Origin of the sequence: Peribacillus muralis, assembly GCF_001439925.1 — a bacterium.
GTDB classification, from domain to species: domain Bacteria; phylum Bacillota; class Bacilli; order Bacillales; family DSM-1321; genus Peribacillus; species Peribacillus muralis.
Map to the genome: position 1 here is coordinate 14,120 of NZ_LMBV01000021.1, position 22,807 is coordinate 36,926.

23 protein-coding genes are annotated in these 22,807 nt (G+C 41.1%); 6 read left to right on the forward strand and 17 right to left on the reverse strand.

Annotated elements, in window-relative coordinates:
- The first annotated feature begins 172 nt into the window (after nucleotides 1–172).
- A complete protein-coding gene (gene ylbJ / locus ASU00_RS19110) occupies nucleotides 173–1,390 on the forward strand; it encodes a sporulation integral membrane protein YlbJ (RefSeq protein WP_057915066.1) in 1,218 nt (405 codons plus the stop codon).
- 51 nt (nucleotides 1,391–1,441) lie between these two features.
- Here ylbJ and coaD read toward each other — a convergent pair whose 3' ends face one another.
- Nucleotides 1,442–1,927, reverse strand: a complete 486-nt coding sequence (gene coaD, locus ASU00_RS19115) for a pantetheine-phosphate adenylyltransferase (protein ID WP_057915067.1) — start codon at nucleotides 1,925–1,927, stop codon at nucleotides 1,442–1,444.
- Entirely contained in the window at nucleotides 1,928–2,503 is a 576-nt protein-coding gene (gene rsmD, locus ASU00_RS19120; RefSeq protein ID WP_057915068.1) for a 16S rRNA (guanine(966)-N(2))-methyltransferase RsmD, read from the reverse strand.
- A gap of 467 nt (nucleotides 2,504–2,970) precedes the next feature.
- Here rsmD and ASU00_RS19125 point away from each other — a divergent pair, with 467 nt between their 5' ends.
- Nucleotides 2,971–3,360, forward strand: a complete 390-nt coding sequence (locus tag ASU00_RS19125) for a DUF7147 family protein (protein ID WP_057915069.1) — start codon at nucleotides 2,971–2,973, stop codon at nucleotides 3,358–3,360.
- 35 nt (nucleotides 3,361–3,395) lie between these two features.
- On the opposite strand, the gene ASU00_RS19130 is transcribed toward ASU00_RS19125, so the two are convergent.
- Nucleotides 3,396–3,671, reverse strand: a complete 276-nt coding sequence (locus ASU00_RS19130) for a YlbG family protein (protein ID WP_057915070.1) — start codon at nucleotides 3,669–3,671, stop codon at nucleotides 3,396–3,398.
- Nucleotides 3,672–3,807: 136 nt separating this feature from the next.
- Between ASU00_RS19130 and ASU00_RS19135 the strand changes: the two genes are divergently transcribed.
- Nucleotides 3,808–4,131 (forward strand): hypothetical protein, encoded by a 324-nt coding sequence (locus tag ASU00_RS19135; protein ID WP_057915071.1) that lies wholly within the window; start codon nucleotides 3,808–3,810, stop codon nucleotides 4,129–4,131.
- Between the two features lie 132 nt (nucleotides 4,132–4,263).
- Here ASU00_RS19135 and ASU00_RS19140 read toward each other — a convergent pair whose 3' ends face one another.
- Genes ASU00_RS19140 through ASU00_RS19155 form a run of 4 tightly spaced genes read right to left on the reverse strand, consistent with a single transcriptional unit; the run spans nucleotide 4,264 to nucleotide 5,943 of the window.
- Nucleotides 4,264–4,713: a YlbF/YmcA family competence regulator gene (locus ASU00_RS19140; RefSeq protein WP_057915121.1), complete on the reverse strand. Its 450-nt coding sequence runs from the start codon at nucleotides 4,711–4,713 to the stop codon at nucleotides 4,264–4,266.
- 60 nt (nucleotides 4,714–4,773) lie between these two features.
- On the reverse strand, nucleotides 4,774–5,199 hold the full coding sequence (locus tag ASU00_RS19145) for a hypothetical protein (RefSeq protein ID WP_057915072.1): 426 nt from the start codon (nucleotides 5,197–5,199) through the stop codon (nucleotides 4,774–4,776).
- 60 nt (nucleotides 5,200–5,259) lie between these two features.
- Nucleotides 5,260–5,502 carry a YlbE-like family protein gene (locus ASU00_RS19150; RefSeq protein WP_057915073.1) on the reverse strand — a complete coding sequence of 81 codons (243 nt, stop codon included), beginning with the start codon at nucleotides 5,500–5,502 and terminating at the stop codon, nucleotides 5,260–5,262.
- Nucleotides 5,503–5,514: 12 nt separating this feature from the next.
- Nucleotides 5,515–5,943 (reverse strand): YlbD family protein, encoded by a 429-nt coding sequence (locus ASU00_RS19155; RefSeq protein ID WP_057915074.1) that lies wholly within the window; start codon nucleotides 5,941–5,943, stop codon nucleotides 5,515–5,517.
- Between the two features lie 129 nt (nucleotides 5,944–6,072).
- Between ASU00_RS19155 and ASU00_RS19160 the strand changes: the two genes are divergently transcribed.
- Nucleotides 6,073–6,582, forward strand: coding sequence for a PaaI family thioesterase (locus ASU00_RS19160; protein ID WP_057915075.1), 510 nt, complete (start codon nucleotides 6,073–6,075; stop codon nucleotides 6,580–6,582).
- A gap of 28 nt (nucleotides 6,583–6,610) precedes the next feature.
- Here ASU00_RS19160 and ASU00_RS19165 read toward each other — a convergent pair whose 3' ends face one another.
- Nucleotides 6,611–7,648, reverse strand: coding sequence for a CAP domain-containing protein (locus ASU00_RS19165; RefSeq protein ID WP_082630481.1), 1,038 nt, complete (start codon nucleotides 7,646–7,648; stop codon nucleotides 6,611–6,613).
- A gap of 349 nt (nucleotides 7,649–7,997) precedes the next feature.
- Here ASU00_RS19165 and ASU00_RS19170 point away from each other — a divergent pair, with 349 nt between their 5' ends.
- Entirely contained in the window at nucleotides 7,998–8,360 is a 363-nt protein-coding gene (locus ASU00_RS19170; RefSeq protein WP_057915076.1) for a YugN family protein, read from the forward strand.
- Nucleotides 8,361–9,456: 1,096 nt separating this feature from the next.
- Here ASU00_RS19170 and ASU00_RS19175 read toward each other — a convergent pair.
- The 7 genes from ASU00_RS19175 to cyoE form a co-directional block, all read right to left on the reverse strand.
- The gene (locus ASU00_RS19175) at nucleotides 9,457–9,918 is read right to left on the reverse strand and encodes a DUF420 domain-containing protein (protein WP_053345207.1); all 462 of its coding nucleotides are present in this window, start codon (nucleotides 9,916–9,918) and stop codon (nucleotides 9,457–9,459) included.
- Nucleotides 9,919–10,160: 242 nt separating this feature from the next.
- Nucleotides 10,161–11,063 carry a cytochrome c oxidase assembly factor CtaG gene (ctaG, locus tag ASU00_RS19180; RefSeq protein ID WP_057915123.1) on the reverse strand — a complete coding sequence of 301 codons (903 nt, stop codon included), beginning with the start codon at nucleotides 11,061–11,063 and terminating at the stop codon, nucleotides 10,161–10,163.
- A 152-nt stretch (nucleotides 11,064–11,215) separates the two neighbouring features.
- Nucleotides 11,216–11,551 carry a cytochrome c oxidase subunit IVB gene (gene ctaF / locus ASU00_RS19185; RefSeq protein ID WP_057915077.1) on the reverse strand — a complete coding sequence of 112 codons (336 nt, stop codon included), beginning with the start codon at nucleotides 11,549–11,551 and terminating at the stop codon, nucleotides 11,216–11,218.
- Between the two features lie 3 nt (nucleotides 11,552–11,554).
- Nucleotides 11,555–12,184, reverse strand: coding sequence for a cytochrome (ubi)quinol oxidase subunit III (locus tag ASU00_RS19190; protein WP_057915078.1), 630 nt, complete (start codon nucleotides 12,182–12,184; stop codon nucleotides 11,555–11,557).
- Nucleotides 12,184–14,055 (reverse strand): cytochrome c oxidase subunit I, encoded by a 1,872-nt coding sequence (ctaD, locus tag ASU00_RS19195; RefSeq protein ID WP_057915079.1) that lies wholly within the window; start codon nucleotides 14,053–14,055, stop codon nucleotides 12,184–12,186. Before ctaD ends, ASU00_RS19190 begins: the two co-directional genes overlap by 1 nt.
- 24 nt (nucleotides 14,056–14,079) lie before the next feature.
- Entirely contained in the window at nucleotides 14,080–15,162 is a 1,083-nt protein-coding gene (coxB, locus tag ASU00_RS19200) for a cytochrome c oxidase subunit II (RefSeq protein WP_057915080.1), read from the reverse strand.
- A gap of 261 nt (nucleotides 15,163–15,423) precedes the next feature.
- Nucleotides 15,424–16,362, reverse strand: a complete 939-nt coding sequence (gene cyoE / locus ASU00_RS19205) for a heme o synthase (RefSeq protein WP_057915081.1) — start codon at nucleotides 16,360–16,362, stop codon at nucleotides 15,424–15,426.
- 617 nt (nucleotides 16,363–16,979) lie between these two features.
- Between cyoE and ASU00_RS19210 the strand changes: the two genes are divergently transcribed.
- The gene (locus ASU00_RS19210; protein ID WP_057915082.1) at nucleotides 16,980–17,972 is read left to right on the forward strand and encodes a COX15/CtaA family protein; all 993 of its coding nucleotides are present in this window, start codon (nucleotides 16,980–16,982) and stop codon (nucleotides 17,970–17,972) included.
- A gap of 391 nt (nucleotides 17,973–18,363) precedes the next feature.
- Here the strand turns inward: ASU00_RS19210 and pyc are convergent, their stop codons facing one another.
- Together pyc and ASU00_RS19220 are read right to left on the reverse strand one after the other, a co-directional pair.
- Nucleotides 18,364–21,801, reverse strand: a complete 3,438-nt coding sequence (gene pyc / locus ASU00_RS19215) for a pyruvate carboxylase (protein WP_057915083.1) — start codon at nucleotides 21,799–21,801, stop codon at nucleotides 18,364–18,366.
- Nucleotides 21,802–22,374: 573 nt separating this feature from the next.
- The gene (locus ASU00_RS19220; RefSeq protein ID WP_057915084.1) at nucleotides 22,375–22,656 is read right to left on the reverse strand and encodes an Fpa/YlaN family protein; all 282 of its coding nucleotides are present in this window, start codon (nucleotides 22,654–22,656) and stop codon (nucleotides 22,375–22,377) included.
- Nucleotides 22,657–22,807 lie beyond the last annotated feature (151 nt).

Here is a 22,807-nt window from a genome sequence, read left to right on the forward strand (position 1 = left end):
GCGGAGAAATGTATATTCCGTGTGGTTTAATGAATGGGGTAAATGATTTTTAATTGGACATGTGCTAACACTCGTTACATCCTGCCCCTTCTTTTCGAGAAAAGAAGGTCATATTTTATTATATACGAAACGGACTGCCCTTATTTAGTAACCTTTCAAAGGAGGCTGAATTTTGCTTAAATCAAAATTGAAAACTGTACTGTTGGCCACCTTCGTCACGATGATGGCAGCTGGCTTGATCATTTTCCCCCAAGAATCCTTTGAAGCTTCCACAGGTGGGCTGGATATGTGGTGGAAAATTGTTTTCCCTTCTCTTCTACCATTCTTGATTTTCTCGGAGCTATTGATCAGTTTTGGGGTGGTAAGGTTTATCGGGGTCATGCTCGAACCATTCATGCGCCCTTTATTCCGTGTACCCGGGGTGGGCGGGTTTGTCTGGGCGATGGGACTTGCATCTGGGTTTCCTGCTGGTGCGAAGTTCACGGTACGGCTTCGCCAAGAGGAACAATTGACGCGCATTGAAGCTGAAAGGCTCGTTTGTTTCACTAATTCATCCAATCCTTTGTTTCTATTCGTTGCCGTTGCCGTGGGATTTTTCCACAATCCTCATTTAGGGATCATCCTTGCACTCTCCCACTACCTAGGCAACTTTTGTGTCGGCATCATCATGCGTTTTTACCGGCGGAAAGAGGAGAAAACCGATTTAAAATCCATAACCAAGCTCCCCTCACTTAGACAAGCCTTTAACCAGATGCACCGAACCCGCATTAAGGAAACAAGGCCGTTTGGGAGTTTGTTAGGAGATGCAGTACTCTCATCCATTCAAACCCTATTAATGATCGGGGGATTCATCATCCTTTTTTCCGTAGTCAACAAGCTTCTATTTCACATGAATATTACCGGACTGCTCGCATCAATCGTCTCAGGGATTCTACATATTATTAATTTCCCGGAATCCTTAAGTCCCCCGTTCATCTCAGGAATGTTCGAAATGACACTTGGTTCGAAGTTGACCAGTGCTGTAGAAAATGCGAGTCTTTTCCAGCAGACTGTGATGACTAGTTTCATCTTGGCTTTCAACGGGTTCAGCATCCAGGCTCAAGTTGCCAGTTTTTTAGCGTCAACTGACATTCGTTTCTTGCCGTTTTTCATTGCGAGAATAGCGCATGGTTTTCTGGCATCGATAATCACCGTTTTACTTTGGGTACCATTCTATAGCGGCAATAAAGATAGCGGCAACCCGGTACATGCTTTTCCAGTTGGCGCGACAGGCGAACAGGCAAGCTCACTTTACCAGCATATGATTGACTTCGGTCCCTTCCTCACCCTCATGTTTCTCGTCCTTTATATCATCATTTTCGCAAAAAGATTATTCAAAGGACTATCTTAAACAAAAAAAAGAGCATTGCGCGTATGCACTGCAATGCTCTTTTTTCTATTATTACTGATGTGCGTACTTTTTGGCCAGGGCCTTCTGGACAACAGGCGGAACTAGTTCGGAGATATCTCCTCCATATTTCGCAACCTCTTTCACGATACTTGAACTCAAGAAAGAATATTGATTTTTCGTCATGATAAAGAATGACTCAATTTTACTGTTAAGGAATCGGTTCATTGAAGTTCCCTGCATTTCGTATTCAAAGTCGGAAGTCGCCCTTAATCCCCTGATGATGGCATTCGCGGAAACGCTTTCAGCATAGTCGACCGTCAATCCTTGATAGAAATCCACTTTTACATTTGGCATATGTTTTGTTGCTTCCGTAATTAATTCCAGTCTCTCTTCGACTGAAAAAAGTGAATTTTTCGCGGAATTATTCACGATGACGACATATACCTCTTCGAAAACATTCGCTCCCCTTTGAATGATATCAAGATGCCCGAATGTTATTGGATCGAAACTCCCTGGACAAATGGCTATTTTGGACATTCATAGTTCCCCCTGTTCTTGTGCGTTTCCCCATTGATAAATCGTAACAGCGATGACGCCATACACTTCTTTTCGCTTAATGGTAAAGCCGCCAACACTTTCCGGCAATGTAACATCATGACCATGCTCACAAACAATATATCCAATATCGCTCAACAAACGGTATTTATGTATTTCTTCTAACATATCCACAAGTTTTTGTTTCTTATACGGCGGATCAAGAAAAATTAACTCAAACGCCATTTCCCTTTTAACTAACGCTTTCAAAGCACGCTCTGAATCATTTTTATAAACTTCTGCACGGTCTGTAAAGTTACATAGTTCCAAGTTGGACTTAACCGTCTGATTTGCTTTAAAGTCGCGATCGACAAATATGGCCTTATCCATGCCCCTGCTTAACGCTTCAATTCCGAGGCCGCCACTACCTGCAAACAAATCGAGGACTTGCCCTCCTTCGAAATAAGGTCCAATCATATTAAAAATGGATTCCTTTACTTTATCCGTAGTCGGCCGTGTTCCTGTACCCGGTACAGCCTTAAGTGGTCTTCCTTTACAACTTCCGGAAACGACCCTCATCATTCTCACCACATTTTTTGACAGATTTCTGTTACTTTCCTATCCTAACATATTCGAAAAAGCAAGCCAATATTTAATGCAATTCCTTCATCATGAGGTAAGCACCCGCTTATGATTTCCTATGAAGGACGGAGGACATTCATTCTTTTTACAAATCTCATTCCTTTTGAATAAGATGACAGTTTTTGGCCATAATATGAATAACAACATTCCTTTTTAGGTGTTGTTGCCAACCGCGGAGAAGGCTTACGTTTCCCCATAAGTTCTTCCTCCGGTTTCTCCTCTCCCTTTGCCTTCTGGTCCATAAGTTAGACATAGAAGGACCCTGCAAACATTTTGCAGGGCTTTTTTTTATGTACCGCTTAAACCAATCATCTCTTGTCATGATTCAACCATGAAGTTGTCCTTCTCTTTTATGGGGGAAAATGATAAAGTAATGAATAATAAGTTAGTTAGGAGAGGTTTAATTGATTCAACGTTTTATTGAACTTGGACAAGGTCTTTCTGATATATACGAACTGCTTGAGGTAGGTCGTAATCAGAAACATCGAGTCATCAGGCTTTTGGCGCTGCATACAACCATAAATGATAAAAAGGTAACTTCCGTGGTTATCGTAATGCAACCTACCGATCCAGGTAAATTCCAACCGCTGTACATTTGCCGGGAAGGTATACCAAACCCTCATATCAACAAAAACAAACGCTACGAGCTTTTTGAGAACCTGGCCGAAGAACTGGATAAACCAATCATTGAAATCGATGTGAAACCCTCGGTGCTTTTTGCTGAAACCGAGCTTTACTACCAACACTTAATCGGCATATTGCGAATGAATAGGTACCTTCCGCCATTGGGCTAAAAAAAAAAACTGACTCGTGCTGAGTCAGTTTTTTTTCAAATTCCCATCTTATAATCGTATTCCTTTGCCTTATCGGGTTTTGAGTTTTCAAATTCCACCTTCAAAAACGGCTTATAAGAAAGGTCCACTTTTTTTACGAACGAATAATTATTCAGCTTTGCCACTAGCGGTTCCACTTCGTCCATATTCGTATAAAGGACCACATATTTCAATTTTTTCGAAACATAATGGATATTTCCAAATTTCCTTAGCATTTTAGCTTGTTTTAATGTATGTAAATAGACGATGATTCCTTGTCTCGCTCCAAGCATATTAATAACTCCCTTTTATAAAGGTTTTAACTAAGTGTAGCATAGCAGAATCTTTACTTTCAACAAAGAAAAAAGATTATAAACGAAATTCTCTTACTATTATGAATATACATACTGGAAAGGAGCTCACAAAAAGATGGATTTAGATCATATTTGGCATCAATTTATCGATCACCTTTTGGATAATGATGAAATTACCGAAGTGTCGGTAAAAAAGTTCACCGGCATCCCATTTATATATATCCATTATCACTCACTGAAAACCGATGAAGGATTGCTTTTTTTAATCATAAAAAAAGCGGCAAGCCATTCGATGCGCGGCAAGCAGCTCCATTGTGAAACCATTTTCGTGAGGCAGGAAGATGATGTATATGTATTCCGCCATCGTTTTTTTGTTCCGCAGAAAAAGATGTTTTGCTGCGGAAACCTTTGTCCGGACTGTATCCTTTTTCGCAGTTGACCGCTTCGGATAGTATGGATGATGAAGGGTGCTATAAGGCTCCGTACACGGAAAAGCCATCGAATTCCGTGAACTAACGAATTCCGATGGCTTGAATGCATTGGCCCTAAGTCAACTTAAGGAATCGACTATTCAGGCAGAGCACCCACAGCTTCCGCCAGTGCCACAACTTCCTGTTGAACATCCGCCAGAAGATACAAAAAATGGGTTTCCGGCTGGGGTTTTGACCTGTTCCGAAACCGCACGGCCTAATCTTCCGCTTATTTCATCAAGAACGGATTGCAGCTCGGTCTCCGCCCTTTTGAAATCGGCAACGGCAGGATGCATATCCATATCTCGTTTAGCTTCTCTAGTTTCTAAATTGATGCGCTTATAATCCGGATGATATTTACCGAACCTTTGAACATCTTCAAATAGATCCTTTAATGAATTGAACTTCGAGATTTTTTGCTGTGCCTCTTTGTCGTTCCGTAATGTATATAAACTAAGGAGATATTCTTCCCCTATTTCAGAATGAAGGATCATTTCAGCCAATCCATCAGCCTGTTGCAAAATGTCGATGATTTCCATAGTAGCAAGCATTAACAAGCTCACCTCCACCTTCATTTTACCATTACTCCCTTTCAGATGCTAATGGTTTCATTAAATCGAAGAAGTGATATGTACCTCAAACTCTTTTTGCAAGCCTGTTTTCTCCCCAGAACCATTCAAAATCTCCAGCTTAATTTTATGCAGCCCATTCGGGACTTCTTTTAAAATAAATGCAGCTGTTTTCATATCGACTTTCTTATGATTATCAATAAACACAGACACCGTTGCCATTTTTCCAGGATTTACGTTTGAAAAACTATAGTTTTTCAAGTAACACTCAACGTAAACAGAGTTGCCTTTCACAAACGTTTTCACTCGAAAATCCTCATCAGACATTCGTTCGCTCGATACAGTGGTGGCAGCTTTTAGGGTAGATACACCTTGGATAGCCACTTTTGAATTTTCAGGTTCGGGTATTTTCTTGCCACAACCCGCCACTGCCATCAACACTGCTAGACCCAAAATCAATTTTCTCATACCATCGTCCCCCTTTTGCCTTTATTGTTCGCCAAAAGGAGTAATTTACTCTTTTTTTCTTCATTCACCCGGAGCGTTCATCGCTTGAAACATATGAAGCATCATTGAGGCTACTTGAACGCTTTCCGAAAATTTAGAAACACGATGGGGAATCGACTTCTCAAAATAATATTTCGCCTCGGTTTCAAATACATCCACTTCATGTGGATTACGCATTAACCTTTTGTACCAAGCAGGTTGAACTCTTAAATAATTTCGCATATCTTCATTTGATTGAATGAATTCATATATATTTTGACGCATGAAAGGCCCTCCTTAATCTTTAGTGAATAAAAAAGGATTGGATCTCTGCTCTTTTTCTTTTGAGGGAGGACTTGAATCACTTGGTTTATTCCCCTGAAAAGCAGATAAAACTCCTTGAATGGCTCCGATGGCCTGATTGGCATTCGTAATATATTGTTGAATCTGCCCCATATCCATATTTTTGACTGCACTCATTATCGAACCGATCAATTCCGTACTTTCTCCCTTTTCCGCAGGCTGTGATGGAGATTCAGTGTTCACTAATGAATCATTCATACTGCCTTGAACCTGCCAGCGTGGATGATCTTCACCGAGTAAATACCATTCCTCAAAAAGTTCCTGCCATGTTGCTTGTTTATTTCTCACTTCATTCACTAAATAAGGATGCTCTTTGACAAACTCCCGAAATCCATCCACGGAGGGGCGCTTTTTTTTTGCCATTACTCTCACCTCACACTTAGACATCGCCTATTTCACCATATGCTCCAGGGATATAAAAAGTGCATCCATCCTTTTTAAAGGCAATTGGCTTTCTTTATAGTATAATATTAGCAATAAAGGAGGAATTTCATGTCGGATATAAGTGATTTGATTAAGGATTTTCAAGAACTGGCGGAATTAGCGGATACAACAGAGCTATCGATTTTATCCGGATTGATTTCAGGATTAAAGGCAAGAAAGGATCAAAGTAAATATTCCTATATTTCCAGCCTCCTTCAATTACACAAGAATGTAAATACCGAAGAAACGACAATTACAATGACCATGCCAAACACACCTCTCGTACATAATGAATTGAACATTACCCATGGAGGAATGATTGCCACCTTGATAGATACCGCGATGGGCACGCTAGCAAGCTCAACCGTTCCAACCGGCTATGCCACGGTAACAACGGATATTCAGGTCAGATATGTTAAACCAGCCATTGGTGATTTATTGACATGCACGTGCGAATTAATCCATAAAGGAAGTAAGACAATCATCATCGAGGGCAAGGTCCACCGTGATGATGGGGAACTTTGCGCTGTCTCCACAGGGAATTTTTTCATCTTGAAAATGAAAGAAGCAAGCAAATGAAAAACGGACCCACATCGGATCCGTTTTATTATTTTTTTATGAAATTCTGGGTGTAATACTTGTTATAAACCCCAACACCAAGCCCGGTAAATTCCTCGTTCAGCATCGCATCACGATGGCCTTTACTATTAAGCCAGCCTTCCGTCACCGCTGCAGCGTCCACATAATGCGCAGCAATATTTTCTCCTGCTGCCCTGTATTTGACATGACCTGCATCAAGCCGTTTTTCCAAGTCCCCTTTCGCTTCCGAAACATGCGTCCCTTCTGGCGTGTCCGTCATTTCCCGGCTATGAAGATAAGCAACCTCCGCTGCAGGGCCGTCCCATTCCAGAGGCTTCAAATCGAATCTACGGCGCAAGATATTCGTAATATCAAAAATCTGCTGCTCATTTCCATCCTCGACCTTCTCCAAATCCTCTTGAGAAAGATCTTCAGCCCTTGGAGGAAGTTTACCATGATAAGTCAACTCATAAGGCTGTTGCTTCAAAAGGGCGGAATCATTCAAAAATCGGATGCTTGAAATCGTTCCTGTGAATTTGTCCAAATACAGTTGAACATGAATGTTCCCGAGTTCAATCAATGGCCTCATGTTCATATCTTCCTCAGACAATTCAAAACGATAGGAGCTGTCACCTTCCTTAATATCAACAGTAGGTTCCACATATAAGCTGGAATAGATAGCATCAAGGGATTGCCCGATTTTAAATGGAGCGACATTAACCTTGTCACCGATTCCATATGCAGAAACCACTTTTTCATCTTCAACGGCTAATTGAAAATAATTGCGATAGTCCTTATTATAAATCCACCATTCATATCCATAGGCGGACATATCGATTCGGTCAGGCTCACCGAATTCCTTTTCTATCTCTTTTGCATTTTTCCCAATCGTTACGGCCAGGCCTTCCGTCGCTCTAGGCGCGCCTCCTTTTTCGGAGGAATTGATCTTTTCATTTATATGTTCATTGGGGTTAACACCTTTGTTACCATCAATAAGAGGGTTCCCTTCTTCTTCATTGCCGATATTAAGATAAATACCGATAACGAAAAAAATAATGATTAACACCAATACCTTACCTAATCTACGCAGAGGAACACACCCTCTCTCTATCTATTTTATGTATCCAATGCAATAACCTTCTTACTTACTTGATTATATCATTGTTCAATCATAATTTTCTAATTTACGATAGGATGCCCCATCATTAAATTTATACAATAGTGGTACTTTTGTGAATGATTGAAATACGGTGGTTTTAGTTGATTGCAACTTCCACCATTTCATACTATTATAAAATATAGGATAAAATGGTATATTATAATCATACTTGGATATTTTTAATATATTCTTACACATAATATTTTCCCGGTATGTCATTTTCATTCTCTAATATTGAACATAGGAGGTACTACTCGTGAAATTTGAACGCTTCGAAATCGAAAATATCACAGCCGACCTAAACCGATTAGATGACCTAATGCCGCAATATGGTTTAATTCGTGCAGAACAATGGGATTATGAAAGAGTCAGTTACGACCGTAAATTCGAATTGAAAGAAGGCATCTTTTACTTACGAATACTTGGCTATGCTACAGAAGGCGACGTAGGCGCCCACAGGGCCGTCATCAAACTAATGACTCCACTACTAGGGAAACACTATTACCCACATGGGGTTGAATATGGCGAAGGAGAAGATTTCCCTGCTTCTTTAGTTAAACAAAGCGAAAAGATCCTCGCACAGGTCAAAGAGGAACTTACACAATTCAACGGCCTTTAAAATTAGCTCTCATCACTAAATGATCACTCAATACTAAAGCCTGATGCTTTTAAGAAGCCAGGCAACTTGAAGGAGATGCTGACTGCATGCATGTTGCAGGCGGCATCTTTTTGGGGTTCCATAGCCATCGATTTACACTTCGTATCTTACATCTTTAAAATACCCGATAAATGGATTTTTTTGAAGATGATCCCGCGTAACATGAATTACTCCACTTTCATTTTCTTCACCAACTTTTGAGACAGAGGATTGGCATAGTCGTATCGTTGATTCTAATCGATAAATGGCCTCACTAAAAGCGAATGAGTCATTTTGTATGGAATAGGGCATCTTTGGTCGACATTTAAGCTTTTAGCCTTAATGAGTATGTAATGTCCTTGAACCCTCTTTGTCTACAATCATTTTAATACTAACCATCGGAGCGAAACAATCAGGGTCCCCCCCCTAGAAGCTGACAAACGGAGTGCTACCTTCTTTCACGCACAGTGAAAGGGTCTAAGTCCAAATCTCCCACTTCGTATGAATGCAGAGTGGAATGGAGCGGGTGTGCGACACTCCGGGTTCACGCACCGCGTCCGGAAAGCCTAATGCCCTGCAGTGGAATGAAACAATCCAAGGTACAGTTACTCGCGAATTTAGGCTTTGCATCGAATTTGAGACAGTTTCTCATAAAAATCGCGATTTTTCACACGAAATTTGGGGCCGTTTCTCGTCTATTTCTTGTGTTCCTCTCGAATTCAGCCCAGGTTGCTCATACAATTACTGCTTTCTCTCACCATTTCGGATCGTTACTCGCGAGTTTCCATCTTCATGTTTACGCAAAGTGGATTGAAGCGGGTGTGCGACACTCCTGCTGGAAATGCGCGTCTACTTGAGACCGCGCAGGCTGAAAGCCGAGGAGGCACACGAACCGCCCTCTAGATAAGGGATCGTCTACAGTGCAATAAAACGGTCATTTACAAATCTTCAAATCCCAGCTTCGTTTTGCTCCCAGTATTTTTCCTATAAAAAAACAAAAGTACCCCATAGGATAGACTCTTTCGAAAAGTCTATCCTATGAGGTACAATTCATTTTTGCATAAGGCTAATTCATCTATCAAAATCCGAGGATCGCCTTTATTAAAGAGGTTGTCTCTCCGCCATGATAAATGACATAAAGCAGGATGTAAACGGCCACCCCAGTGATTCCAGTGAAAAACCAAATGATACTTGTCGTAGGTCCGATTTTTTTATGGATGGCAAAATTTCCTTTAAATCCAGTGGTAAGCATGATGATTCCCAAAACAGCTCCAGTCGTGGCTAGCGTGATATGAAAAATCAAAAAAATCGTATAATAAATTTTAATATCATCTGGTCCCCCAAATGACGTACTGCCGATAAACACCGTTCTAGAAAGATAGATAGTGAAAAAGATTACCGCAAAAACCGCGGCTACCATCATCGTTTTTTTATGAGTCTCGATTTTACGTTGCTTAATTTGATACCAGCCTATTGCAACAGTGATCGCACTTAATACAATGAAGGCTGTACTTATCGTTGGAAGGATTGGTAAAGACATAAGAATAGTATTCCTCTCTATATTTATTAATCACCTATCATTTTATAAGAGGCAATCATAAAATTCAATAAAATCAAGCATTATTAACAGAATGCTCACTTTTACAGAAAAGCCAAGACAAATCACTGGCTATTTGGTTTGAATCATTGCCCGTTCATCCCCTTGTCGTCGTTTCGGGAAATCTGGACAGACAAACATCATAAAAAACTTGTCTGCCGCTAGACAAGTTTTTTATGACGAATCTATTTGACAGTCTGAAAATCCGCAGGGATCGGATCGATATCGTTTTGCCCGCCATTCTCCTTTTTGAACCAAGCAAAGAAAATGACCCCTAAAACATAGCCTAACACGATTTCTTGAATCACCTTCATCAGCACCCCACCAAGCTGTTGATCCTCAAGCAAGGGCAATCCATTGAACATTTCCGGACCACTAAGCGTTAAGTTGGACAATGCTGAAGCAGGTACGCAAAGCTCCATCGCGCTCGCCCAAGATTCCGCGTTCGTAAACGTATCATACAGCGGCGCATTAGCAAAAATGATCAAAGCACAAGCTGGGGTCATTAAAATGCCACTCCCGAAAATATAAGCCACTTTTTTCACACCGGATAGGCTTTCGTGTTCTGCCAGTTGATTGACAAGCGGGAACCACATTAGAATGGCTGTAGAAAATAACAGCACTGTATACCCCGCGTGTATCCACATTCCCGTTTTAATGAAGTCGAACACTAACGGAATATGATATAAGGAAAACAGAACATTGAATAGTAAAAGGGCAAAAAGAGGTCTAGTGAAGAAGTGAAATAAACCATGCACTCCCCTTGAATTGATGAAAGTTCTCCAAAGCCAATCTGGAATGGCAATGATGAATAAAGGGGGAATCACTAGATAGAGCAACGCCATCTGAAACATATGGGCGCTGAACATGATATGGCTCAACAAGTCTAGCGGCGAACCTTTCACCACATACAGAAGAAACATGGCAATTAAAAAATAAGATGTCTGTTTACCGGTAAGGGTTGTACTTCCCGAAAACTTGTCTCTTTTTTTTGTCACCAGCCAAAAATAGCCTACGGTTATAAGGACGAGGGCGGCAAAATAGTATGGACTCCATAAAGCCCGAAAACCGAAAATATCAATAGACAAAAAATCACCTCGTTCATTAACTTTTTCCTTGCTTTCATTATACCTAAAATGAAACTTAGTAACAAATATAGATAAACTTGGATACATATTCCGGATAATCATCACATAAAGAAAAACCGGCTATCTTCCAATAGCCGATTTCCTTTATTTTTTTATAACCAAACGATCGTCAAAAAAGTGAGTATGGTTATTAATCCTACTGCAAGTCCAGAGAACAGGAACAAGGTGATTGTTCCATGACCTTTGTGCTTCATATGCATGAAGTAATACAATTGGAAAACCACCTGTATAACCGCGAGCAGTAATATGACCGGCTTGATGAACCAATGTGAAAAATCATCCATCGCCACTGCAACAAAGGAAATTACTGTGAAGAAAATCATTAATACAAAAGTTACTACTTGATGCTTCATCTCTTCAGCATTTTTCTTGCGGCGATATTTTAAATCGACATTCGGGTTCGCTGAGTTTGATTGTTCATTCGCCATCAGTTATCCCACCATTCCCATTAAGTATACGACTGTAAAGATAAACACCCAGACTACGTCAATGAAATGCCAATAAAGACTAGCAATATAAAACTTAGGGGCATTGTACAAGTTCAGGCCCCTTCTTGCATTTCGAACCATTAGGGATATGAACCACAACAAGCCAAAGGCAACGTGCCCCCCGTGAAATCCGACCAACGTATAAAAAGCTGAGCCGAATGCACTGCTTGTAAATGTATGATGAAACTCATGAACATAGTGATTAAATTCATAAATCTCAAGCCCTAAAAAGGCGAAGCCAAGGGCAATCGTGATGACAAGCCAGGCCTGCATTTGTTTGAAATGGTTGTTTTTCATATGGTACATCGCATATACGCTTGTTAATGAACTGGTCAATAACAGCATCGTCGCTACAAAAGTAAGTGGCAATTCGAATAAATCTTTTGCCAAGGCTGCTTCACCATTCGGCACTTTATCCTTTAAGGCAAGATATGTGGCAAACAGTGAGGCGAATAAGACCGTCTCTCCACCAAGAAACAACCAAAATCCCAAATACTTATTTTTCCCTTCCAGGGTTGCTTTCTCGGGAGAGGCAGGCCAAGTGGCATCCGTGAATTTTTCATCTGCGTGCATTATGCCTTACCTCCCTTGTCAGAATCGTCCATCAAGTCTTCTTTATGGATATGAAATCCATGATCATCTTTAACGGAACGAATTAACATTGAACCGAATGTAATCAAAAGCCCGACGATGATAATGGGCAGTGTCCAAGACTTGTCATCCATATGATACAAAGCGCCAAATGCAGCTACGAATAAACCGAAAGCAATCATCACCGGAAGAAAGGATGAATTCGGCATATGGATATCTCCTAGAGGTTCTGCAGGAGTCATTTCCTTCTTGCCTTCCATCTTTTCAACCCAGTAAGCGTCTAAACCGCGAACAAGCGGCAGCTGTTTGAAATTATAAAACGGCGGCGGTGATGGAATGGACCATTCAAGCGTCCGGCCATCTCCCCATGGGTCATTGCCGACTTTTTCATTTTTCACAGATGTGATGATGATATTGATCACCATGACCAAAACACCAAATGCCATCAAGAAGGCCCCGACAGTACTGATCATATTACCTGTATTGAGACCTTGATTATCCAAGAACGTGAATACGCGACGAGGCATACCCATCAAGCCTAGGAAATGTTGAATGAAGAATGTTAAATGGAAACCGATCAGGAACGTCCAAAATGTGATTTGTCCCAGTTTCTCATTTAATAACGTTCCAAACATTTTCGGCCAATAGAAATTGATTCCTGCAAGTAACCCCAATACAACCCCACCGACAATTACATAGTGGAAATGGGCAACGACGAAATAGCTATCATGGTATTGATAATCAGCTGGCGCTGATGCGAGCATGATACCTGTCACGCCACCCATTGTGAAAGTAGGAATAAAGGCAACTGCATAAAGCATTGGTACCGTGAACTTGACGCTTCCTCCCCACATCGTAAAGATCCAGTTGAATATCTTAATTCCTGTCGGTACCGCGATAGCCATGGTAGCGACAGCAAAAATCGCATTTGCGATAGGTCCCAAACCAGTGGTGAACATATGGTGAGCCCATACCATGAAGCCTAAGAAACCGATTAAAACGGTTGCAAATACCATCGAAGAGTAACCGAACAATCTTTTTCTGGAGAATGTAGCAAAGATTTCCGAGAATATCCCAAAGGCAGGGAGAATCAAGATATACACTTCAGGATGACCGAATATCCAGAATAAATGCTCCCAAATAATGGTGTTCCCCCCTGCTGCCACGTCGAAGAAATTCGCGCCAAACATCCGATCGAACATCATTAACACCAATCCTACTGTAAGCGGAGGAAAAGCGAATAATATCAATGCAGAAACAACGAAAGTTGACCAGGTAAACAGCGGCATCCGCATATATGTCATGCCTGGCGCTCGCATATTTATGATCGTTACAAGGAAATTGATCCCTGCCATTAGTGATCCAAAACCTGATATTTGTAGTCCGAGGACATAAAAATCTATGCCATGGCCTGCAGAATGCAGGGAGAGTGATGCATACGACGTCCAGCCAGCATCAGGAGCCCCCCCTAAAAACCAAGATAGGTTCAAAAATACTCCTCCGAAGAAAAATAACCAAAAACCTAATGAGTTCAAAAATGGGAACGCAACATCACGAGCCCCTATCTGTAACGGTACGACCGCATTCATAAGAGCGAATACCAATGGCATCGCCGCCAGAAATATCATGGTTGTACCGTGCATGGTCAAAATTTCATTATAAAAACCGGCACTTACGAAGTCATTATTTGGGATTGCAAGCTGGATACGGATAAACATCGCTTCCAAACCGCCGATTACAAAGAATAACCCGCCAGAGATAAGATATAAAATGGCGATTTTCTTATGATCCACCGTCGTCAAATAATCCCAAATCGTAGCGCCAAATCCTTTTTTATTAGCGTACGTACTCACGATTTAACCTCCTTAATCAAACTTCTATTTTTCTTCCACCTTAAGCTGTAAAAGATAAGCTGTCAGCGCATCAATATCTGAATCTGAAAGTTCGCCGTAAGTACCGGTCATCGTATTGCCCGGTTTATACTTCTCAGGGTCTTTGATCCAATTCTTCACATTTGCTTCGGTGTGATCCAAAACGCCCGCTATTCTTTGACGTTCACCGAACGTAGCGAGATTTGGTGCCTGACGGGCAGCTTCAGGTCTGCTATCATTTGGAGTCACTGCATGACAACCGATACAGCTTTTGTTGAACACAGCTTCTCCCTGCTTGGCAACATCACCCTCCACAACAGGCTCTTTTACGGATTTCATATCTTTTGCCCATGCTTCAAAGTCACTTTTCGATTTCGGAACGACCTTAAAATCCATCAAGGCGTGGGAAGGACCGCAAAGCTCAGCGCATTTCCCATAAAAGATATTGTTCGAATCTTCTGCCTTTTCGCTATCGAACTCTAAGTAAAACTTATTGACGCCATCTGTATTCGTATCCATCTTTCCTCCGGCAGCCGGTATCCAGAATGAATGCTTAACATCTGAAGCAGTTAGATTGAAATAGACTTTTTGATCGGTTGGCACAACCAAATCCTGACTTGTTACAACACCAAGGTCTGGGTACTCAAACTCCCACCAATAAAGGTTTGCCCTAACATTCACCACAAGAGCATCCTTCGTTTTCCCATCCTTATCTTTCTTATCCATCGCCTTTGTGTCAGCCAGGTCGAAGGTCGTGACGACGGTCGGTACAGCCAAAACAATTAAAAGGAGGATAGGGATAACAGTCCAGATAATTTCAAGTTTATGACTTCCTTCAATTTGTTTCGGTATTGTTTCGTCGCCTTTCTTCCTACGGAAGCGCAGTATAACTACAACGAACAAAATAATCACAACAATTATAACCAATACCATGATCAGTGTACTCAATATCAGTAGGTCGAACTGAGATTGCGCAACATCGCCAGCTGGCTTCAGTGCGGATACAAATGGTTCGCCGCAGCCCGAAAGGACAAGTCCTACAATACCCAGCAGAGCAATCAGGCGCCATTTATGCAGCCTTTTTTTCATAGCTTCAGAAACCCCTCTTTCGTCAAAATTTTCTCACAAAATTAAAAATGGGCGCAATTGCGAATATTCCCTCTATGTCAATTTCTAAAAAGAAAGAATCCCTAATCTAAGGATTTTTTTCCGATGGTTCATGTAACCGCTCTTATGAATGACCCTGCTGAAGAACTACCCTTTACTATGTATGTATGGCGGTCAGTGCATTATTTATGGATAAGCTGCAGCCTGTGTAAAACAAACAGGCTGCAGCTTCAATTAACAAAATTAAATGAGTGTGACAATAACCATCGCTACAAATAAAATGGTCATATAATTTAAAGAATATACAAACATGGATGTTGCCCATTTAACATCATCTTTCTTCCTATACCCGTTAATTCCCAAAACAAGCCAGCCTGTACTTAATAAAGCTGCCAGAATGACTAATGGAATTCCTAACGGGATCAAGAAGAACGGAATGAACATTAAACAGATGATCCATAACATAATCGATCGTTTCGTAGCCTTGAACCCTTTTACGACAGGAAGCATCGGAACACCCGCTGCCCGGTACTCTTCGACACGCCTCATTGCAAGTGCATAAAAATGTGGCGGCTGCCATAAGAACATGATCGCAAACAAAACCCAGGCAATCGTATCTAGATTCGGATCAACGGCAGCCCAGCCAATAAGTGGAGGTACCGCTCCGGATATGCTGCCTATAATCGTATTCGAAACGAATCTACGTTTAAAAACCATCGTATATAAAACAACATAGGCGAAGACGCCAAATGCACCAAGCAAGGCCGTTGTCATATTGGTCAAAGCAAGTAAAATCAACCCTGCTGCAATTAAGCCGAAGCTTAACGCCAATACTTTCGAAGGCTGAACTTTTCCGGTTACCGTTGGCCGGTTTTTCGTTCTTTCCATTAAGTGATCTATATCACGATCATAATAATTATTGAAGCTGCATGATCCCGCCATGATGAGCGCCGAACCTGCAAGTGTATAAAACACTACATCAAGATTACTTAAAAAGCTAAGGCCCGAAAAATGCAGGGCTAACCATACACCGGTAAAAGCTGTAATTATATTAGAATTGACAATCCCCACTTTAATAAGTGCGAGAAAATCCTTCCAAGCTGTTGTTTCCGGTATATCCGATTGAAGGGCGGCTTTACTGTCCTTCATGACAGCTTCTGACAAACCCCTTGTTTCTGACATTTGTTTTCCTCCTTTAAATCATTCAGCACAGACGCAAATGTATAAAAAAATACTTACATATGCTATAGAACATTATTTCATACTTTTCGATATTTGTAACCAAGGAAGCGTAAAACAAAAAGTAAATTATTTACCAATGACTGTTGTCAATGGAATGCACCGAGAGCTATTATTCTTTATATCATGCTTAAAAACAGTAAAATTTAGTAAAATCATTTCTTCAATATATTAAAACACATTTTTGGAAGCTTTTGTGAATATTTTTTGGATATTTTTTGACCAATTTGTGTCTCAATATTTTTCACTGCAATCGTAAGCAGCTACCAAATCTTCCATCACTACTTGAAACGTATGTCATTCTCATCATCCCCTAGGCTAAACTCTAGTTTGCACTTACTTGAAGGTTTACACTCCTTTTATTTCTATCAAAGTCTTATGTAACTTTCAACTGTTTCGGGCATTTTAATTCATGGTCCCAAACTTTATCGGAACTTGTAAAAACATTCTATTTTGTGTAATATCGAGGAAGTTCGACAAATATTTGTGAAATAATATATGCTATTATTTATCTTGAGGAACAAAATAACTTGGCTACAGAGAAAAAGGTGGGACTACTAGTGAAATCGTCTCTTAAATGGTTTGCTGTTTTAACTACGATTGTAATGCTATTCATCTTACTAGGTGGTGCTCTAGTCACCAAGACGGATTCCGGAATGGGATGCGGCAGGTCCTGGCCATTGTGCAATGGTCAACTGATACCTGACAAAATCACGCTTGAATTGGTCATTGAGCTTTCCCATCGCCTCGTTTCAGGTGCTGGAGGTTTCTTGGTTTTATTATTATCGTATATGTCTTGGCGGAAAATTGGGCATATTCGGGAAGCGCGATTTTTATCCGTGCTTTCTTTTGGCTTCCTGTTACTACAAGGGTTGATCGGAGCCGCTGCCGTCCTTTGGTCACAATCCGATTTTGTTCTTGCCCTCCATTTTGGCATATCACTCATTTCCTTCGCAGCCGTCTTTTTATTGACGCTGTTGATTTTCGAAGTGGACAAGAAGTTCGAAGCCGAAAAACTCATCGTTGATAAACGAATGAAATTCCATATCATCGGCGTATTGATTTTCAGTTTAATTGTCGTGTATACCGGGGCCCTTGTAAGGCATACAGAATCCAGCTTAATCTGTAAGGATTGGCCTTTATGTATAAATGACAGCCCCGCGCTACCCGCCAATTTATACGAATGGATTCAAATGGGGCACCGAGCAATGGCTGGCACGATATTCCTTTGGGTATCATATGTGACCTATATTGCCCATAAACATTACAAAATCCAAAAAGTGATTTACGGCGGATGGATTGCTGCATTCATTCTTGTTTTTCTGCAAGTCATCGCCGGAGCATTCATCATTTTCTCAAGGCAAAACCTCTATATCGCATTATCACACGCCTTGTTCATCGCTTGCTTTTTTGGTGTCATGAGTTATTTGATGCTGCTGACTTCCAGAAGCAAAAAAAATGCGTTAGCCCAGCTGAAAGGGAGTTCCTCCCACTCAGTCCATGGTCAGAATCAGAATGAACACGATATTACGCCGACGCTACCTGCTCGTTAATATCAGATTGTTCAATTAATAATATATTGATGGAAAAAAGGATGGTATGCGTTGGATTACTTTAAGGGGTTGAAAGATATTCCCTGCTGGCGATGGGGTTCGGAATGTATAATTCTAAAACCCCTCTTCAAATAGCCCATCCTTTTTTAGGTGCCCAAAAAAAGATGGGCTGGGAATGCGCATTCAAAGGATTAACAAAAAAAAAAAACCGTATACATTCTCCATTATCCATGAGAGTGTCTACANCATTCATTTCAGAATGGTGGTTTCTTTTTTAGCTTGCCGTGCTTATCACGACCGTATATTGCCTCTAGGGGGGCATAGGGCAGCTTGAAAGCTTATGCACACCCCAATATACCCCAATACTTCCGCAACGCCACAGTCAGCGATATTACTTAGTTATTTCAATCAATAAATCCCCTGTGCTGATCGCTTCTCCATCTGTAACATAGATATCCTTAATGGTTCCAGAGAATGGGGCTTGGACAGTCGTTTCCATTTTCATCGCTTCCGTAATGATCAGATGATCCCCCTGCTTGACTTGATCGCCTTTTTCCACGACGGCACGAATGACGGTACCTGGCATCGTCGCACCGATTTGTTCTTTGTTTTTTGGATCAGCCTTCAGTTTTGAGATAACGGAAGATTTTATATTTTCATCCTTGATGATCACTTCACGCGATTGTCCATTCAACTCAAAATAAACAACCCGGGTCCCATCAGCCAACGGTTGGCCAATTGATACCAATTTGACGATAAGCGTTTTTCCCTTTTCTATTTCGACCTCGATTTCTTCCCCTAAACGCATTCCATATAGGAAAGTCGCGGTATCCAGATTGGATACATCGCCAAACAGCTCGATCGTTTTATTATAATCCAAGAACACTTTTGGATATAAGGCATATGCAAGCACGTCGAAATCCGTGACAGCCCTTCCCAATTCCTTGAATAACTCTTCTTTAAGAGCAGGGAAGTTCACTTCTTCCAATAATTCGCCCGGTCTCACCGTTATAGGTTTCTTCCCTTTCAGAATAACGTCCTGAAGCTCTTTTGGAAACCCGCCAACCGGCTGGCCCAAATAGCCTTCGAATAACTCAATAACCGAATCGGGGAAATCTATCGATTTGCCTTTTGACAGCACATCTTCTTCGGAAAGGTTATTTTGTACCATGAATAAGGCCATGTCACCTACCACTTTGGAAGAAGGTGTAACTTTAACGATATCACCAAACATTGCATTCACTCGCTGATACATCTCTTTCACTTCATGCCAGCGTTCTCCCAGCCCCACTGCTTTGGCTTGCTGCTGCAGGTTACTATATTGACCGCCTGGCATCTCGTGCTTGTACACTTCCGTATGAGGTGCATTCATGCCGCTTTCGAAGTCGTGATAGAATTTCCTGACTTCTCCCCAGTACTCCCCTAAACGCTCTAGGGCATCGATTTCCAATTTAGGCTGTCTCTTTGATCCTTCCATTGCATAATGAAGGGTTTGTACACTTGGCTGTGAAGTCAGGCCAGCTAAAGAACCGATTGCCGTATCGACGATATCCACACCAGCTTCGATCGCTTTTGAATACATAAGAATCCCGTTTCCGCTTGTATCGTGGGTATGCAAGTGAATCGGCAAGGATGTCGTTGCTTTCAGTTCCGATACAAGCCGGTAGGCAGCATCAGGCTTCAGGAGACCGGCCATATCCTTGATCGCTAGTATATGGGCACCGGCATGCTCCAATTCGATCGCCATATTTTTATAGTAGTCGATATTGTATTTACTTCGTGATGGGTCATTTAAATCGCCCGTATAACAAATGGCAGCTTCCGCAATTTTACCTGATTGACGGACTGCATCTATCGCCACTTCCATACCTTTGACCCAATTTAAACTATCGAAGATCCGGAAAACATCGATTCCTGCATCCGCTGATTTTTCCACGAATTCACGGATGACATTATCAGGGTAGTTTTTATAACCGACTGCATTGGAAGCCCTCAATAGCATTTGCAAAAGGACATTAGGTGCTTTTTTCCTGAAGCTTAATAGCCTGTCCCATGGATCTTCTTTCAAGAATCGATAAGCTACATCAAACGTTGCTCCGCCCCACATTTCCATAGAAAATAAATCAGGAAGGAGTTTTGCGGTAGGCTCAGCGATATCAAGGATATCTTTCGACCTGATTCTCGTTGCCAGTAAGGATTGATGTGCATCACGGAACGTCGTATCAGTGATCAATACCTCGTTTTGCTCTTTAATCCAGTTAACGAGCCCGTCTGCGCCTTTTTGTTCGAGAATGCTTTTTGTGCCCGAAATAAGCGGCAAATCAGTCACTTTAGGAATTGGGGCTGGGTCGAAAACAGGTTTCTTCTTTTTCTCTACGCCCGGGAAACCATTTACGGTAACATTTCCGATATACGAAAGCATTTTGGTCCCGCGGTCCTTCCTGACCGGGAAGCTGAACAGCTCCGGTGTTGAATCAATGAAGGATGTATCGTATTCGCCAGTTATGAATTTTTCATGCTTTACAACATTTTCAAGGAAGGGAATATTCGTTTTAATCCCACGGATCCTGAACTCCTTAAGGTTACGAACCATTTTAGAGGCTGCCTGCTCAAATGAAAGCGCATGTGTTGAAAGTTTAACGAGAAGGGAATCGTAATAAGGCGTGATCACCGCACCTTGAAACCCATTCCCTGCATCAAGACGAACTCCAAAGCCCCCACCTGAACGGTATACCATCATTTTGCCGGTATCGGGCATGAAGTTATTTAAAGGATCCTCAGTCGTCACCCGTGATTGAATGGCAAATCCATGCGTTTTTATCCCTGCTTGTTCGGGAATAGCGATCTTTTTGCCATGGAGATCATGTCCTTCGGCAATCATGATTTGGGATTGGACGATGTCGATGCCCGTGATCATTTCAGTGATCGTATGTTCAACCTGAACTCTTGGGTTCACCTCGATGAAGAAAAATTCTCCGTTGGCTACAAGGAACTCCACCGTACCAGCGTTCACATAGTCAATATTTTTCGCCAATTTGACTGCTGCCTCGCAAATCCTTTCCCTTAAATCATCGGAAAGGGAAACGGAAGGTGCCACTTCGACAACTTTTTGATGACGTCTTTGAACCGAGCAATCACGTTCATATAAATGGACGATATTCCCATGAGTATCTGCAAGGATCTGAACCTCGATGTGTTTTGGATTTTGGATGAATCTCTCGACGTACACTTCATCATTACCAAAGGCTGCCTTCGCTTCTGATTTGGCGCGGTCATAAGCTTCTTCTACTTCTTCGATTTTCCCGACAATCCGCATTCCGCGTCCGCCGCCGCCTAAAGATGCTTTTATAATAATTGGAAAACCATATTGTTCCCCAAACGCCTTTACTTCTTCCACACTGGTCACTGGGCCTTCGCTGCCAGGAATGACCGGTATATTAGCTAGTTCAGCTTGTGTTCTAGCTTTTACTTTGTCACCAAACATATCCAAGTGTCTTGATTCCGGCCCGATGAAGATTATGCCTTCTTCCTCACAGCGCTTGGCAAAGTCAATATTTTCCGATAGGAAGCCATAGCCAGGATGAATCGCATCGACTCCACTCATTTTGGCAATCGCAATTATGCCTTCGATATCGAGGTAGGCATCTATCGGTTTTTTGCCTTCCCCAACAAGATAGGCTTCATCCGCTTTATAACGGTGATAAGAACCATAATCTTCCTTTGAATAGATTGCAACTGTATGAATGTCCAATTCCGTACATGCCCTGAAAATCCGAATCGCAATTTCTCCACGGTTTGCCGCAAGTACTTTTTCTATACGTTTACCCATTGCTATCACCCTAATCAATATGTATTTTTATAGAATTTATAGAAAAAAAGCGTGATGGTTTCACCACTTTTTATTCAAAAAGTTATTTTCTCACTACGGGGTAGAAGATTTGATAATGCTTGTTTTATTGCTAATTGTAATTATTTTGATATATTTTTAGGTTTTTTTTCACGGATTCAATTATTACTGCTAAATACTCTTAGCATTTAGCAACAGAAAATTAAGCTATTATAATATATTATAAAAAAGCAACGTTAGGATTTAAAAATCAATTACTATAACCATAATACTAAAATAAACTGAATACAATAAAAAAATAAAAAATTATGTATATTCATAAGCAGAAAAAGGGATTGAGCATGCTTATTTTTTCATGGCCGGACCTTCCGTAATTCATGGTAATCAGGCATTTGGCAGAATAGAATTTCAGGAGCGAAATTTCGAAAAATTTTATTTAGATGTAACCAGTGGACATCACTTGCACTTGACTGATTCGTATAGCACTATTAAAAAATTGCAAATAAAAAACTCAAACAATCATCGAGATTTGTTTGAGTTAGTATGTTTTATCGATTATTTTTTTAGTGATGCTTCATGCAAACCTGACAATTCCTGTTCGAGTGTTTCCAAAAGGGATTTACCCTCTGTATCCTCTACCAAGCCCAAACGTACGGCAAAGTCGATTTCCCGTGATAGGCCGAACATTTGAGTATCCAGTACCTCTTCATATAAAGGACATTGAGGCATAGTGAGATTCTCCATTTGAACTTTTATCAGTTTTAGAATCTTGTCAGCATCTGCTTTTAATAAAGCATAAGCTTTTTCTCGATGATTGACAAGCATATCAGATGCCATGTTAAATCCCCCCGCTCAGAGCGATTATATCTTATCTTTAAATTTTACCTTTAGTTTTGTGAAAAAGCAAGGACATTGACAAACAATTTCCCCGCCTGAAATGTCACGTTCATCTCTCGCTACCCTATGACCAGCCATCGATATTATTCAA